Origin of the sequence: Stenotrophomonas sp. 57 (genome assembly GCF_030291075.1) — a bacterium.
In the GTDB taxonomy this organism is placed as follows: domain Bacteria; phylum Pseudomonadota; class Gammaproteobacteria; order Xanthomonadales; family Xanthomonadaceae; genus Stenotrophomonas.
On the sequence record NZ_CP127407.1, the window covers coordinates 3,106,591 to 3,122,072 of the forward strand.

Consider the following 15,482-nt stretch of genomic DNA (forward strand, 5'->3'; position numbering starts at 1 on the left):
AGGACGCCCGATGCACCGCATCGGGCGTTTGCGTTGGCTGTTCCGTTTCCGGGGCAGTCGTCATGGGAGGCCATGATGCCTGCCCTGACCCCGCTTGCCGGCCATGTCGGCGAAGCCACGCCAGCACCGTGCTGGATCCCGGGATCCCACAGGGTTCCCTGACGCCTTTCTGCAGGCCGGTTCCCCGCGTTCGACCGGATCGGCCACCGACGACTTGAAGGCCCTTGGAGCGTCCTGGAGACCCAGTTGACGCCACACATGGCGCTACCCGTGCGAACCGGATGCGCATCTCGAGATGCGCGCACTGCAGGAAAGCTCGACCACACCTTGACCACTGCCGTCCCGCAGCTGAATGCGGGAAAAGAGCAAAGGGAAAAGATCGGTCTGCCCCTCTCCAAAGCCCTTGCCAAGGCATAGCGAACCGCCTTTTTGCGCAAAGTTGAACTTAACGACCCATTCAGCATTCATCCCGCTATCTCGACAACGAAATTACAACTGATACCAAGTGCCTGTATTTGTTGCAGTTTTATGTAGCGAGTGGACACGGAGTGTGTCAATGCATACCTCAATTGGACAATTTGCGTTAAGGGCGTGTTAGGTTCGCGTCAAGTCAGGACGACATCTGAACACCAACATAACAACTGCACGGAAGCGACAGCATTCTGTCCACTAGGGGGATTCACTTGATGACGCACCACCGCACTCCCGGCCGCCACCCGCTGACCAATGCCCTGCTGGTCGGCCTGATGATGGCCGCTGCCGGCCCGGCCCTGGCCCAGGAAGCCAGCTCAGGTTCCAACCCGATCGACCTCGATCGCGTCAGCGTGACGGGTTCGCGTATCGCGCGCACCGGCTTCGTGACCCCCTCGCCGGTCACGGCCATCACCGCCGAAGAAATCCGTACCACCGGTGCGCTGAACATCGGCGACCTGATGAACAAGATGCCGCAGCTGACCCCGAGCTACTCGCTGGGCAACTCGACCCGCTTCATCGGCACCGCCGGCCTTGGCCTGATGGACCTGCGTGGCATGGGCCCATCGCGCACCCTGGTGCTGGTCAACGGCCGCCGCCATGTGGGCGCGAGCCCTGGCTCCACCTCCGTCGACGTCAACACCATCCCGGTGGAATGGATCGAGCGCGTGGAAGTGATCACCGGTGGCGCGTCTGCCGTCTACGGTGCCGACGCCGTGGCCGGCGTGGTCAACTTCATCATGAAGAAGTCCTTCGACGGCTATGAATTCCGTGGCCAGACCGGCCAGGCCAACGAAGGCGGCTTCGACCGTCGCTTCGCCAGCTTCTCGGCCGGCAAGCCCTTCGCCGACGGTCGCGGCAACGCGGCAATCGCCATGGAATACAGTACCCAGGGCCGCTTCGGCCGTGGCGACCGTGAAATCGGCCGTCGCTATCAAGTCTCGGTGCCGAACCCGAACTTCGATCCGACCCGTCCGCCGAGCGAAAGCAACCCGCAGACCATCCTTGACCGTCCGGGTGGCAATCACTCCACGTCCTACGGCGGCACCATGGACCTGGGCCAGATCACCATCTCGCCGACCGGCACCCGCTCCATCGCCTTCAACCCGGCCTCGCGCTACCTGTTCAACAACGATGGCACGTTCCGTCGCAACCGCTACGATGGCACCATCGTCAGCGCCAGCAGCTGCGTAGACTGCGACTTCACCGACCTCAACGCGGTGGCCGATCTGCAGCCGTCGTTCGATCGTTTCAGCTTCAACACGATCGTCAACTTCGACCTGAACGATGACCATCGCTTCTTCTTCGAGGGCAAGTACACCAAGACCGAGTCGGAGTTCTACGGCCAGCCCGCGTTCGACACCGGCCTGCGCCTGCGTCGCGACAATGCCTACATCTCCAACGAGCTGGGCGCCATTCTCGACGCGCGCACGGTGCGGGTGCAGAACCGCGATGGCACCAGCGTTGTCCGTGCAGTGTCGCGCGATCCGAATGCTGCTGAAAGCAACCTGGTGCTGAATCGCTTCAATGTCGACGCAGGCCGTCGTGGTGAGAAGATCGAGCGCCAGACCAGCCGCGTGGTGTTCGGCCTGGAAGGCAACCTGGGTGAGAACTGGACGTACGAAACCTCGGCCAACTTCGGCCAGACCACCATTGATCGCCTCAACCTGAACAACCGCATCAACGAGCGCTGGCACGCTGGCATGGACGTCATCCGTGACGCCAGCGGCAAGCTGGTCTGCCGTGCCTCGGTGGATCCGACCGCGATCAACCCGAACACCGGGCAGCGGTACAACCAGGCGCTGATCGCGGGCTGCGTTCCGTTCAGCGTGTTCGGCAACGGCGCGATCCCGGCCGATGCCGCCGCATGGTTCAACACCTCCTCGCAGAACCAGTCGAAGCTCAAGCAGCAGGTGTTCAGCGCATCGGCGGCCAACAACTCGCTGTTCTCGCTGCCGGCCGGTGACGTCGGCATCGCAGGTGGTGTCGAGTACCGAAAGGAGCAGAGCCAGGAGAACACCGACCCGCTGGCGGCACTGGGCCTGACCTTCCTCAACGCGATCCCGAGCCGCGGTGGCGAGTACTCCGTGCGTGAAGTCTTCGCCGAGACCACCGTACCGCTGCTGGCTGATCTGCCGCTGATCCGCCGCCTGAACCTGGACCTGGCCGGCCGCTGGTCGGATTACAGCTCCATCGGTGACACCAAGACCTGGAACGTTGGCCTGGACTGGGAAGTGCTGAGCTCGCTGCGTATCCGCGGCTCCTACGCCAGCGCGGTGCGTGCCCCAAGCATCGGCGAACTTTACAATCCGCAGTCGCAGAACTTCGCCACCATCAACGACCCGTGCAACACGCTGTCCACCAACAGCAATCGTCCGGCCACCGCCAAGGACCCGGCCCTGCGCGCCGCCAATTGCGCCGCGCTGGGCATCCCGAACAACTGGGTGGATACCTACACCGCAACCCGTCCGGGTGTCAGCGGCGGCAATCCGGATCTGAAGGCCGAAGAAGCCAAGACCCTTTCGTTCGGCTTCGTATGGCAGCCTGAGTTCCTCCCGGGCTTCGGCATGTCGATGGACTACTGGCGCATCACCCTGACCGATGCAATCGGAGCCGTGACCGCCCAGACCCTGGCCACCCGTTGCGTGGATTCGCCCGGGGGCGTGCAGAACAACTCGTTCTGCGACTCGATCAAGCGCGCCCCGGTCGGCGGTTACACCTCGCCGTCCGGCACTCCGTTCCCGGACTACAGCATCTACAACTGGACTGCGATTTCGGAGAACCTGGCCAAGTCGCGTCGCGTCGGTGTCGACCTGGAAATGGACTACCGCTTCGACCTGCTGGGCGGCTTCACCACCTTCCGCCTGGTCGGTACCCGCCTGATCCAGTCGCGTGAGTGGGCTTTCCAGTCCTTCCCGGACGAATACTCCGAGTACGTGACCTACTACACCGATCCGCGTTGGCGCGGTCAGTTCAGCACCAGCTACAAGCGTGGTGACTGGCGCGCGTCTTGGGACATGACCTACGTCGACGGCAACCTGCGCGTGACCCCGGACAGCTACAACTCCAACCCGGGTTCGCAGAGCCCGATCCGCAACCCGTCGTACCTGTACCACAACATGCAGGTTGGCTATAAGTTCCCGGGCTCGGGCATCGACGTCTACGTGGGCGTAGACAACGTGTTCGACAAGGATCCGCCGGTGAACTACTTCGGCGCGGACGCCGGTGCGGCGCTGTATGACAGCATCGGTCGCTACATGTACATGGGCATCACCTACAAGTTCTGATCCGTCCAGAACCGCAACACCCCGACAGACCCGGCTTTTGCCGGGTCTGTCTTTTCCGGCCGCAGCCCTGCCCCCTTGCGCCCGGCCATGACCTTCGACACCCTTGCAGGGCAGGCCGGCGGCGTATCGTTCGGCCCACGGCCGGCCCACGGCCCTTCCCTGACTCACTCGGCCTGGAGGCCATTCAAGTGACCCGTACTCCCAAGATCGTGCTGCTGACCCTGGCCGTTTCGGCCGCGCTGGTCGGCTGCGGCAAGACCGAAGCCCCGGCAAAGGACGCCACCGCCTCCACGCCGGCTGCCACCGAAGCCACCCACTACACCCTGGACGAGAGCAAGCTGCCGGCCTACAACGCCTTCCAGCCCAGCGACCTGGATACCAGCAAGGACGCCTGCGGCGCCTTCGGCGACTACGTCAACAGCAAGTGGCTGGCCGCCAACGAGATTCCGGGCGACCGCACCAGCTGGGGCGCCTTCACCATCCTCGACGAGCGCTCGGTGGCCGTACAGCACCAGCTGGCCGAGCAGGTGGCGCAGGTGAAGAACCCGAACCACATCGAGAAGATCGTCGGCGACCTGTGGGCCACCGGCATGGACGAAGCCAAGATCAACGCGCAGGGCATCGAGCCGCTGAAGGCCGACCTGACCGCGATCGACGGCCTGCAGGACAAGGCTGCCATCGCCAACTACCTGCGCACCAGCGCGGCCAAGGGTGACAACATCCTGTTCGGCTTCGGCGCCGAAGCCGACTTCAAGAACTCGGCCGTGAACATGGCCTACGCCAGCCAGGGCGGCCTGGGCCTGCCGGACACCACCTATTACACCGATGCCAAGAACGCCGACAAGCTGAAGGCCTACCAGGCACACGTGGCCAAGGTGCTGGAACTGTCCGGCGTCGCGGCAGCCGACGCCGCCAAGCAGGCCGAGGAAGTGGTGAAGTTCGAGACCCGCCTGGCCAAGGCCTCCAAGTCGCGCGTCGAGCTGTCGCGCAACGTCGAGCTGTTCTACAACCCGGTCACCCTGGCCGACGCCGACAAGCTGACCCCGAACTTCAGCTGGACCGAGTTCTTCAAGTCGCAGGGCGTGGCCGCGCCGGAGAGGTTCTCGCTGGCCATGCCGTCCTTCCATGAAGAAGTGAGCAAGGCGCTGGGCGACACCGATCCGTCGGTGTGGCGTGCCTACCTGCGCTTCCACACCGTGGACAGCGCCTCGCCGTACCTGGCCGACGCCTTCGTGCAGGAGAACTACGAGTTCTACGGCAAGACCCTCAACGGCCAGAAGGAGCAGAAGCCGCGCTGGAAGCGCGTGCTGGGCACCATCGAGAACGACGCCGGTGAAGCCTTCGGCCAGCTGTACGTGAAGGTCGCCTTCTCGCCGGAAGCCAAGGCGAAGATGGAAGAGCTGGTGAAGAACCTGGCCGCCTCGCTGAAGGAACGCATCCAGGGCCTGAGCTGGATGAGCGAGGAAACCAAGGCCAAGGCCATCGCCAAATGGGAGACCTTCACCCCGAAGATCGGCTACCCGGACAAGTGGCGTGACTGGTCGGGCCTGCAGACCCAGCGCGACAGCTTCCTGGGCAACGTGCGCGCGGCCAACGAGTTCAACTACAAGTTCAACCTGTCCAAGATCGGCAAGCCGGTGGACAAGACCGAGTGGGGCATGACCCCGCAGACGGTCAACGCCTACTACAACCCGCTGCAGAACGAGATCGTGTTCCCGGCCGCCATCCTGCAGCCGCCGTTCTTCGACCCGAAGGCCGACGACGCGCTGAACTACGGCGGCATCGGTGCGGTGATCGGCCACGAAATGACCCACGGTTACGACGACCAGGGCGCGCGCTTCGGGCCGACCGGCAACATGGAAGACTGGTGGACCCCGACCGACAAGAAGAACTTCGAGGGCCTGACCGGCAAGCTGGTCAAGCAGTTCGACCAGTACAAGGTCGACGGGCAGCCGGTGAACGGCCACCTGACCCTGGGCGAGAACATCGCCGACCTGGGTGGCCTGGCGACCGCCTACGACGCCCTGCAGAAGGCCACCGCCGGCAAGGAAGATGCGAAGATCGACGGCTTCACCCGCGACCAGCGCTTCTTCTTCAACTGGGCCACCGTGTGGCGCACCAAGTACACCCCGGAAAACGCCAAGGTCCGCCTGGCGACCGACCCGCACGCCCCGGCGCAGTTCCGCGCGATGGGTGCACCGTCGAACCTGCCGACCTTCGCGGCGGCCTTCCAGTGCAAGGCCGGTTCGCCGATGGTCCGCACTGGCGACCAGCAGGTGGTGATCTGGTAAGCCACGGCTGACGCCAAGGTAGACCTGCAAAGGCCCGGGATTTCCCGGGCCTTTGTTGTTTGCAGAGAGCGCCATCCACGCACGGCGTGGATCTACTGATGCCGGCGATCTCCGGTTGCTGCCGACATTGGTCGGCGTCCGTCATCCACACGGGACGTGGACCCACCGCAGCACCGCAACGCGTGCATGCCGCGTCCATGCCCGGCTTGCTATAGTGCGCGCGCCCTCAATCCATCACGGATTCGTTCCACATGCCCAATTTCCGTCCGCTTGCCGTCGCCCTGGGCATCAGCCTGGCGACCCTGGTTCCGACCCACGATGCGTTCGCCGCCGCCAAGAAGAAGGCCGCCCGCGCCCCGGCTGTCAGTGCCCAGTGCAGCGACTTCTATGACGCCACCAACGCAGGCTGGCTGAAGGCCAATCCGGTGCCGCAGACCGGTGCCACCACCGCGCTGGGCCAGCTGGTCGACCGCAGCCGCCAGCAGCAGCGCGAACTGCTCGACGCAGCGATGAAGTCGCCGCAGGGCAACGTGCAGAAGCTGCTCGGCGATTTCTGGGCCAGCGGCCTGGACGAAGCTGCCGTGGAAGCCGACGGTTCCAATCCGATCGCCCCGCTGCTGACCCGCATCAACGCCATCAAGAAGGCCAAGGATGTGCCGGCCTCGATCGCCGCGCTGCACCAGGTCGGCATCCCGGTGGCCTTCAACTTCGGTCCCGACGTCGACCTGAAGGCGCTGGACCGCCACATCGGCTACTTCATGCAGGGCGGCATGGGCCTGCCGGACCCGGCGTTCTACACCCGCACCGATGCCGACACGGTTGCCCTGATGGGCCGCTACCGCAACTACGTCAAGCAGATCCTGGCGCTGACCGGCACCCCGGCCGCCAAGCTGGATGCCGAGTCGCAGTCGGTGATCGCGCTGGAAACCGAACTGGCGCGCAACGCGCAGTCGCTGGCCGGCATCAACAACCCGTTCAACAACTACGCGCCGATCTCCACCAAGGAGCTCAACAGCCGCTACCGCAACCTGCAGCTGGATGCCTTCCTGAAGGCACAGGGCGTGGACGACGACCTGGTCTCTCTGGCCGACCCGGGCCTGTTCAAGCAGCTCGACGGCATGGTCACCAAGCTCAAGCCTGACCAGTGGAAGGCCTACCTGCGCTGGCGCGTGGGCGACTCGATGGCGCCGTACCTGTCCAAGGCCTACCGCGACGCCGAGTTCGAATTCCGCGGTCGTGTGCTGCGCGGCGAGACCCTGCCGCCGCAGCGCTGGGAAGACGTGCTGGACGCCATCAACGTTGCCGCCGGCCCGATGGTCGGTCGCGAGTACGCCGCCCGTTATCTGTCGGCCGAAGATCGTCGCCAGGCGGCGTGGATCGTCGACAAGGTGCGCGAAGTGCAGATCGAGGCGGTGAAGAACAGCAGCTGGATGAGCGCCGAGGCCAAGACTGAAGCGCAGGCCAAGCTGGCCGCGCTGAAGATCGAAATCGGCACCCCGCTGCGTGACCTCGACTACAGCGTGCAGCCCATGGGGCGCGGCTCGTTCGGCGGCAACATGCTGATCGCTTCGACCTGGCGCCATCGTGAGGAAATGAAGCGAATCGGCAAGGGCAACGCCGACCGTCGCTGGGACGTGCTGCCGCAGCAGCCGTCGCTGGCCTACGATCTGGCGCAGAACCGCCTGATCGTTACCGCCGCGATCCTGCAGGGCCCGGTGTTCAACGCCAAGGCCGACGCCGCCGACAAGTTCGGCAGCTTCGGTGGCCTGGTCGGCCATGAGCTGACCCGCGCGATCGATGCCAAGGGCGCGCTGGTCGATGCCAAGGGCGAGCTGCGCAGCTGGTGGACCCCGGCCGACAAGACCGCCTGGACCCTGCTCGGCAGCCGCGTGGCTGCGCAGTACAGCGCCTACGATTTCCCGGGCGTGAAGGGCGCCAAGGTCAACGGTACGCTCACCCAGGAAGAGAACCTGGCTGACATCGCAGGCCTGGAACTGGCCTGGGCAGCCTACACCGCGCAGGAACCGAAGGCCAAGCAGGCACAGCAGCAGGGCTTCTTCCGCGCGTGGTCGGCGCTGTGGGCGCAGCAGCTGTCGCCGAACGAGGCCGCGCGTCGCCTGACCGCCGACATCCGTGCACCGGGCCTGTGGCGCAGCAACGGCACGCTGGCCAACCTGCCGGCATTTGGCGCCACGTTCAGCTGCAAGGCCGGCCAGCCGATGCAGCGCAGCGACGCCGACCAGATCAAGGTCTGGCGCTGAGCCTGCTGATGGACAGGTAGTGCAGAGGGCGCCTTCGGGCGCCCTTTCTGCATGTGCAGCACGATCCGGGGTTAACACCGGGCGTGCTATCGCTGCGGCTTCGTCCATCGCGGAGCCCCGACATGGCACACAAGAACACCATCTGTGTCTGGTACGACAACGGCGCGCTCGAGGCCGCCACCTTCTATGCCAGCCTCCTGCCCCACAGCGCGGTCACCGCCGTGCATCACGCGCCGGGCGACTACCCGGACGGCAGGGAAGGCAACGTGCTGACCGTCGAATTCACTGTCTGCGGCATTCCCTGCGTCGGCCTCAACGGCGGCAGCGCGTTCAAGCACAGCGAAGCCTTCTCGTTCCAGATCCAGACCGAGGACCAGGCCGAGACCGACCGCCTGTGGGACGCCATCGTTGGCAACGGCGGACAGGAGAGCCAATGCGGCTGGTGCAAGGACCGCTGGGGCATCTCCTGGCAGATCAGCCCGCGCATGCTGATCGAAGCAGTGACCAGCGAGGACAAGGCACTGGCCAAGCGCGCCTTCAACGCGATGATGCCGATGAAGAAGATCGACAGCGCCACCATCGAAGCCGCCATCCAAGAAGGGGGCGGAGGGAATTAAGTCGCTTCCCGCACGGGTCTGTGCTCAGATGCTGATTGCAACGCAATCCCCTCCGTCCCCTTTCTTCAGAGGTGCTGATGACCTGGGATGCACTCATCGTCGGTGGTGGCCACAACGGGTTGGTCTGTGCAGCCTATCTGGCACGCGCCGGCAAGCAGGTGCTGGTGCTGGAACGACGTGGCGTGCTCGGCGGCGCCGCGGTCACCGAGGAATTCCATCCCGGCTTCCGCAACTCGGTGGCGTCGTACACGGTGTCGTTGCTGCAGCCGAAGGTGATCGACGACCTGCAGTTGCAGGCGCATGGGCTGCGCATTGTCGCGCGCCCGGCCAACAACTTCCTGCCATTGCCGGACGGCCGCTACCTGTTGTCGGCGCCCGGCCGCACCCGGGCCGAGGTGGCGAAGTTTTCCGAGCGGGATGCACAACGCCTGCCCGCATACGAAGCGCGCCTGGAGGTCTTCGCCGACGTGCTGCGTGCGTGGGCGCTGCGTGCGCCGCCGGACATTGGCGTTGCCGGTGGCTGGCGTGCGCTTCCCGCACTGTGGCAGATGGGGAAACTCGGCCGCGAACTGGCAATGCTGGACGCTTCGCTGCGTCAGGAGCTGCTGGACCTGTTCACGCTTTCAGCGGCCGAGTACCTGGACCGCTGGTTCGAGAGCGCGCCGATCAAGGCGCTGTTCGGTTTCGATGGCATCGTCGGCAACTATGCCAGCCCCTACACGCCCGGAAGCGCCTACGTGCTGCTGCACCACGTGTTCGGCCAGTGCAATGGCATCAAGGGTGCCTGGGGCCATGCAATCGGTGGCATGGGCGCGATCAGCCAGGCGATTGCCGCTTCGGCGCGCGAAGCCGGGGCCGAACTGCGCGTGGATGCCGGCGTGCAGCGGCTGCTCATCGAGGGCGGCCAGGCGGTCGGCGTAGTATTGACCAGCGGCGAAACCCTGCGCGCACGCGCGGTGATCGCCAACGTCAACCCCAAGCTGCTGTACGAGCAGTTGCTGGAACCGGCGCAGGTACCGGCGGCGACGCGCGAGCGGATGGCACACTGGCGCTGCGGTTCCGGCACGTTCCGGATGAATCTCGCGCTGTCGCGGCTGCCGGACTTCCGCTCCCTGCCCGGCTTCGGCGATCACCTCAGCGCCGGCATCATCATGGCGCCCAGCCTCGACTACATGGACCGCGCCTGGCTGGATGCGCGCCGCGATGGCTGGTCACGCGAACCGATCGTGGAAATGCTCATTCCCAGCACGCTGGACGATTCACTGGCGCCGCCCGGACAGCATGTGGCCAGCCTGTTCTGCCAGCATGTGGCACCGGTGTTGCCTGAAGGCCGCCATTGGGATGATCACAAGGAGACCGTGGCCGACCTGATGATCGCCACGGTCGAACGGTATGCGCCCGGCTTCACCGCCAGCGTGCTCGGTCGGCAGGTGCTGTCACCGCTGGATCTGGAGCGCACCTTCGGTCTGCTCGGCGGCGACATCTTCCACGGTGCGCTCAGTGCCAACCAGTTGTTCTCGGCGCGGCCGATGGTGGGCCAGGCCGGCTATCGCGGCGCCCTGCCCGGGTTGTATCTATGCGGGTCGGGTACCCATCCCGGTGGTGGTGTCACCGGTGCGCCGGGCCACAACGCCGCGCAGGTGGTGTTGCAGGATCTGTAGAGGTGTGCCGAGCAACGTTCGGCACCTACAGCATCAAAGGATCCCATTCAAAGCGTGCCAACCAAGGTTGGCACCTACCCGCGTGAAGCGAGGCGCATCGCGCCTCACTTCACGCTTCGCAGATGGTTCGGGCGGTTCGGCGGGCCGGGCGGGCGGCGCTTGTTGAACGGTGGCTGCCCGCGCCAGTAGCGGATCAGCAGCCAACCGAACAGCATGCCACCCAGGTGCGCGAAGTGGGCCACGCCCGGCTGCCAGCCGGTCATGCCCAGCACCAGCTCACCCACGCCGAACAGGATCACGAAGGTCCGCGCCTTCATCGGAATCGGCGGGAACAGCAGCATCACCCGCTGGTTGGGGAACAGCATGCCGTAGGCCAGCAACAGGCCGAACACGCCGCCGGAGGCGCCCAGCACCGTGGCCGGATTCTCCAGCAGGGTACCCACCAGCAGCTGGCAGACACCGGCGCCGGCCACGCACACCAGGTAATACAGCAGGAAGCGCTTCTCGCCCCAGGTCTGCTCCAGCGGCGCGCCGAACATGAAGACCGCCAGCATGTTGAAGAACAGGTGCCCGAAACTGCCGTGCAGGAAGCCATAGGTCAGCAGCTGCCACGGCTGGAAGTTGCCGCCCGGCGAGAACGCATCGAAGCCCTGCTGCAGCGGTTGCAGCATGAACGGCTCGAAGGTCTGCATGCCGAGCAGGAACGGCTGCTGCAGCAGGAACAGGATCGCATTGGCGATCAGCAGGGCCTTGGTGACGGTGGGCAGTCGCGGGAACATGGGAGTACCGGCATGGAACGACCTCCATCATAGCCGCAGCACCGCGTCTTGTTGGCGACCGGCAGGCGCAGCCCGTTCAGTCGCCAGCGGCGCTCAGCCCGGGCCCCACACGGCGGCATCCAGTGCGGCCGCCGGATCGGTGGCCGGCATCCGCACCCGGCCGTTCTCGACCACCACGCCCTCCGCGCGCAACCGCTGTGACTGCTCGCGCCAGCCGGCCGATCCCTCTTCCATGGCGATGCGCCCATCCGAACGCAGCACGCGATGCCAAGGCAGGTCCGGGTCGTCGTTCTGGCCGAGGATGCGTGCGGTCAAACGCGCACGCCCCGGCAGGCCGGCGCGCATCGCCACCTGGCCATAGCCCATCACCTGCCCCGCCGGGATAGCGCGGATCACCGCCAGGATGCGCGCACGTGCCTGCTCCGGCGTCAGCGCCGCAGGCGGGTCACCAGCAGTACGCCGATCAGCACCAGCACGGTGCCGGCGATCTGCGCCGGCCCCATCGGTTCCTCGAGCAGCCATAGGCTCATCACGATGGTGGAAACAGGGCCCAGCATACCGACCTGCGCGGCCAGCGACGAACCCACGCGCTGCACCGCCAGCATGATCGCCAGCACCGGCAGCACCGTGCACACGGTGGCATTGACCAGCGACAGCCACTGCACTGCTGCCGGCGCCTGCCACAGCAAGGGCAGCGGGTGGGTCACCGCGAAGTGCAGCAGCACCAGCACGCTGGCCACGCAGCTGGCGTAGGCGGTCAACCGCACCGCGCCGATGCGTGCCACCACCTGCCCGCTGCCGAACAGGTACAGCGCGTAGCTGAGCGCACTGCCCAGCACCAGCAGGCTGCCGACGATGATCTGCCCACCTTCGCGCTGCAGATCGTGGCCGAAGGCCAGCAGCACGCCCAGATAGCTCAGCACCAGCGCGCCGATCTGCCAGCGGCCCGGCCGCTGCCGTGCCAGCAGCACGTTGATCAGCAGCACCAGGGTCGGGTTCAGGTACAGGATCAACCGCTCCAGCGTCACGCTGATGTACTGCAGGCCCTGGAAATCGAGCAGGCTCGACAGGTAGTAGCCGGTGAAGCCCAGCCACAGCACGCGGGCGCGGTCGGCCCAGGACAGCGGCCCGGCCCGGCGCGCGGCCCACAGTGCCATCAACACGAACAACGGCAGCGCCATCAGCATGCGCAGCGCCAGCAGCGTGGTGGCATCGACGCCATGACGGAGGCCGAGCTTGACGATGATGGCCTTGCCGGAAGCAGCAATGGCGCCGATCGCGGCCAGGCCGATACCCCCCAGCGCGATGCGGGGGGAAAGCGTAGCGATGCGGGAAGCGGGAGTGGACATCAGGACGACGGCGGGCCGCGCAGAGCGGCCCGGTAAGGCGTGGGGACCCTCATTGTCGCATGGGTGCGACAGGAGCCCTGTAGAGCCGAGCCTGCGCTCGGCTGCAACAGGACTGCACGGAAAGCAGCCGAGCGTGGGCTCGGCTCTACAACAGCCCGGCTCAGCGCATCAGCACCACTTCCTCGGCCGAGGTCGGGTGGATCGCCACGGTGTCGTCGAACTGGGCCTTGGTCGCGCCCATCTTCACCGCCACCGCGAAGCCCTGCAGGATCTCGTCCGCCGCTTCACCCAGCAGATGGATGCCCACCACGCGTTCTTCCGGGCCCGCGCAGACCATCTTGAACAGGCTGCGCTGGGTACCATTGGCCAGCGCCTGCAGCATCGGGCGGAAGCGGCTGTGGTACACGCTCACCTGGTCGAAACGCGCTCGCGCCTCTTCCTCGCTCATGCCCACCGCACCCAGCGGCGGGTGCGAGAACACAACGCTGGCCACGTTCTCATAATCCATCTTTGACTGCGGGCGTCCGCCGAACAGGCGATCCATCAGGCGCCGCGATGCAGCCACCGCCACCGGCGTCAGGCCGACCTTGCCGGCGATGTCACCCACGGCATGCACACTCGGCACGCTCGTGGTCTGCCATTGGTCCACCTCCACCTGCTGGTGCTCGCCAATGCCGATGCCCAGCGCTTCCAGTCCAAGATCGCGACTGTTGCCGCGGCGACCGGTAGCAAAGAACACCGCGTCGAACACGCTGTCGAGTGGGCCGTCATGGCCGAACGCACGCACGCGTTCGCCATCGCGCTGCAGTTCGCGCAGGCGGTAGTCGAAATGGATCCGCACGCCCTGCTGCCTCAGGTTCTCGGCCAGCTGATCGGTCAGTTCGAAGTCGAAGCGCTCCAGCAGCCGCTTGCCGCGCACCAGCAGGCTCACCCGGCTGCCCAGTGCCTGCAGCAGGCCGGCCAGTTCCACGGCGATGTAGCCACCACCAATGATCGCGACCTCGGCCGGTGCCGCGCGCAGATCGAAGAAGTCATCGGAAACCAAGCCCAGTTCCGCACCAGGAATGTCCGGGCGCAGCGGATGCGCGCCAGTGGCGATCAGGATGTGTTCGGCGCTGTAACGCACGCCGTCGCTGCAGGCCACCGTGTGCGCATCCAGCAGATGGCCACGCGCAGGAATGCGCACCACGCCGGTTTCATCCAGGCGCTTGTGATAACTGGTGTGGATGTTGCTGATGTAGGCCTGGCGATGGATCACCAGCTCCTTCCACGACAGCGCCGGGCGCGCTTCGACATCGAAGCCCATCGCGCTGGCCAGGCCGATGCGCTCGTGCAGGTCGGCCGCCAGCCACATCGCCTTCTTCGGCACGCAGCCCACGTTGACGCAGGTGCCGCCCAGTTCGCCAGGCTCCAGCATCGCCACCCGCTTCCCATGCTGCGCCGCGCGGATCGCACCGGCCAGGCCGGCGGAACCGCCGCCAAGGACGATCAGGTCGTAATCATAGGGTGCAGTGCTCATCGGAATCGCTCGGGTCGGTAAGGGGCAGGATCGATCGCCGGCGTGCAGCCACAGACCAGATCGGCAATCAGCTGGCCGCTGCCGGCGCTCATGCTGATGCCGAGCATGCCATGCCCTGCTTCAAGCCAGACGTGAGGATGCGCGGGCGCGCGGCCGATCATCGGCACATCGTCCACGCTCATGGGACGCCACCCGCACCACTGCTCCTGCAGCTGCGCGCCACGCGGCGTGCGCAGGTAGTGGTCGGCGGCGCGCTGCAACGCCTGCAGGCGGGTCGCACGCAGCTGCGGGTCGGCACCCGCGAATTCCATGGTGCCGCCCAGGCGCAACGCGTCGCGCCAGGCGATCACGAACACGGAATGGTCCTTCAGCACCACCGGACGCTGCGGCACCTGCGCCGGTCGCGACCAGGTCAGCGAGTAGCCCTTGCCCGGCTGGATCGGCACGCGCAGGTCCAGCTGTCGTGCCCAGCGCGGCGACCACGGGCCAGTGGCCAGCACCAGCTCGCGCGCCCGCAGCGTGCGTTCGCCGACGTGGACGCGCACACCCTGCGTATCGGCACTGAAATCCTGCACATCCGCGTGTTCCTCGATGACCACGCCCTGCGCACGCAGCACGCGCGCCAGCTCGGCGGTATAGCGGTCCGGGCGAAGCTGTGCATCGCCGGAAAAGTGGACGGCACCGGCAAGGCGATCATGGAACGCAGGATTGTCGCGCGCATAGTCACTGCCCGCGATGCAGGTCGCGGCGATACCCTGCGCGTTCAATGCCTCACACTCGGCCGCGTAACGGTCGAAGGTGTGGGCGTCACCGAACACATAGTCCAGACCGCGCGCCTCGAATTCGCAGTCCAGCGCATGCGTCTTCACCCACTGCGCCAAGCGCAGCCGTGAATCATTCAACAGTGCGCCGCGTGCCCGCGTGGACTGCAGCCAGTCACGCGCGTTGCAGCGCGCACCGAACTGCAGCAACCAGCGCCACAGCGCCGGATCCAGCCGCGTGCGCACATACAGCGGTGCGCGCGGGTCGAGCATCCAGCGCAGCGCACGCAGCGGTACGCCGGGGGCCGCCAGCGGTGGCGCATGACTCGGCGTGATGGTGCCGCAGTTGCCATGCGAAGTCGCCGCACCCACGCGTCCCCGCTCGATCACACGCACCTGCCGCCCGTGCGCGCGCAGCGCAAGCGCAGTGGCCAGGCCGATGGCACCGGCGCCCACCACGATCACATCCTCGCGCGCGCCCTGCAT

At 66.2% G+C, this 15,482-nt stretch carries 10 protein-coding genes; 5 read left to right on the plus strand and 5 right to left on the minus strand.

Annotated features, from left to right (window positions below):
* Positions 1-686 precede the first annotated feature (686 nt).
* The 5 genes from QP512_RS14420 (at position 687) to QP512_RS14440 (ending at position 10,588) form a co-directional block, all read left to right on the plus strand.
* On the plus strand, positions 687-3,758 hold the full coding sequence (locus tag QP512_RS14420) for a TonB-dependent receptor (RefSeq protein ID WP_286069287.1): 3,072 nt from the start codon (positions 687-689) through the stop codon (positions 3,756-3,758).
* A gap of 188 nt (positions 3,759-3,946) precedes the next feature.
* Positions 3,947-6,049 carry a M13-type metalloendopeptidase gene (locus QP512_RS14425; RefSeq protein WP_286069289.1) on the plus strand — a complete coding sequence of 701 codons (2,103 nt, stop codon included), beginning with the start codon at positions 3,947-3,949 and terminating at the stop codon, positions 6,047-6,049.
* 251 nt (positions 6,050-6,300) lie between these two features.
* Positions 6,301-8,310 carry a M13 family metallopeptidase gene (locus tag QP512_RS14430; RefSeq protein ID WP_286069290.1) on the plus strand — a complete coding sequence of 670 codons (2,010 nt, stop codon included), beginning with the start codon at positions 6,301-6,303 and terminating at the stop codon, positions 8,308-8,310.
* A gap of 122 nt (positions 8,311-8,432) precedes the next feature.
* On the plus strand, positions 8,433-8,927 hold the full coding sequence (locus QP512_RS14435; RefSeq protein WP_286069291.1) for a VOC family protein: 495 nt from the start codon (positions 8,433-8,435) through the stop codon (positions 8,925-8,927).
* Positions 8,928-9,004: 77 nt separating this feature from the next.
* Positions 9,005-10,588 carry an NAD(P)/FAD-dependent oxidoreductase gene (locus QP512_RS14440; RefSeq protein WP_286069292.1) on the plus strand — a complete coding sequence of 528 codons (1,584 nt, stop codon included), beginning with the start codon at positions 9,005-9,007 and terminating at the stop codon, positions 10,586-10,588.
* A 104-nt stretch (positions 10,589-10,692) separates the two neighbouring features.
* Here QP512_RS14440 and QP512_RS14445 read toward each other — a convergent pair whose 3' ends face one another.
* The 5 genes from QP512_RS14445 to QP512_RS14465 form a co-directional block, all read right to left on the minus strand.
* Complete coding sequence (locus QP512_RS14445; protein WP_008267505.1) at positions 10,693-11,367, minus strand: rhomboid family intramembrane serine protease; 675 nt, start codon at positions 11,365-11,367, stop codon at positions 10,693-10,695.
* A gap of 93 nt (positions 11,368-11,460) precedes the next feature.
* The gene (locus QP512_RS14450) at positions 11,461-11,799 is read right to left on the minus strand and encodes an MGMT family protein (protein ID WP_224329410.1); all 339 of its coding nucleotides are present in this window, start codon (positions 11,797-11,799) and stop codon (positions 11,461-11,463) included.
* Entirely contained in the window at positions 11,796-12,716 is a 921-nt protein-coding gene (locus tag QP512_RS14455) for a DMT family transporter (protein WP_286069294.1), read from the minus strand. Before QP512_RS14455 ends, QP512_RS14450 begins: the two co-directional genes overlap by 4 nt.
* 160 nt (positions 12,717-12,876) lie before the next feature.
* Positions 12,877-14,235 (minus strand): glutathione-disulfide reductase, encoded by a 1,359-nt coding sequence (gene gorA, locus QP512_RS14460; RefSeq protein ID WP_286069295.1) that lies wholly within the window; start codon positions 14,233-14,235, stop codon positions 12,877-12,879.
* Complete coding sequence (locus QP512_RS14465) at positions 14,232-15,482, minus strand: FAD-dependent oxidoreductase (protein WP_286069296.1); 1,251 nt, start codon at positions 15,480-15,482, stop codon at positions 14,232-14,234. The genes gorA and QP512_RS14465 overlap by 4 nt, the downstream gene beginning before the upstream one ends.

Coding starts and splice junctions, on each gene's coding strand:
- QP512_RS14420 (WP_286069287.1), top strand. CDS start 687: ATGACGCACCACCGCACTCCCGGCCGCCACCCGCTGACCAATGCCCTG.
- QP512_RS14430 (WP_286069290.1), top strand. CDS start 6,301: ATGCCCAATTTCCGTCCGCTTGCCGTCGCCCTGGGCATCAGCCTGGCG.
- QP512_RS14435 (WP_286069291.1), top strand. CDS start 8,433: ATGGCACACAAGAACACCATCTGTGTCTGGTACGACAACGGCGCGCTC.
- QP512_RS14440 (WP_286069292.1), top strand. CDS start 9,005: ATGACCTGGGATGCACTCATCGTCGGTGGTGGCCACAACGGGTTGGTC.
- QP512_RS14445 (WP_008267505.1), bottom strand. CDS start 11,367: ATGTTCCCGCGACTGCCCACCGTCACCAAGGCCCTGCTGATCGCCAAT.
- QP512_RS14455 (WP_286069294.1), bottom strand. CDS start 12,716: ATGTCCACTCCCGCTTCCCGCATCGCTACGCTTTCCCCCCGCATCGCG.
- gorA (WP_286069295.1), bottom strand. CDS start 14,235: ATGAGCACTGCACCCTATGATTACGACCTGATCGTCCTTGGCGGCGGT.
- QP512_RS14465 (WP_286069296.1), bottom strand. CDS start 15,482: ATGCAGGGCGCGCGCGAGGATGTGATCGTGGTGGGCGCCGGTGCCATC.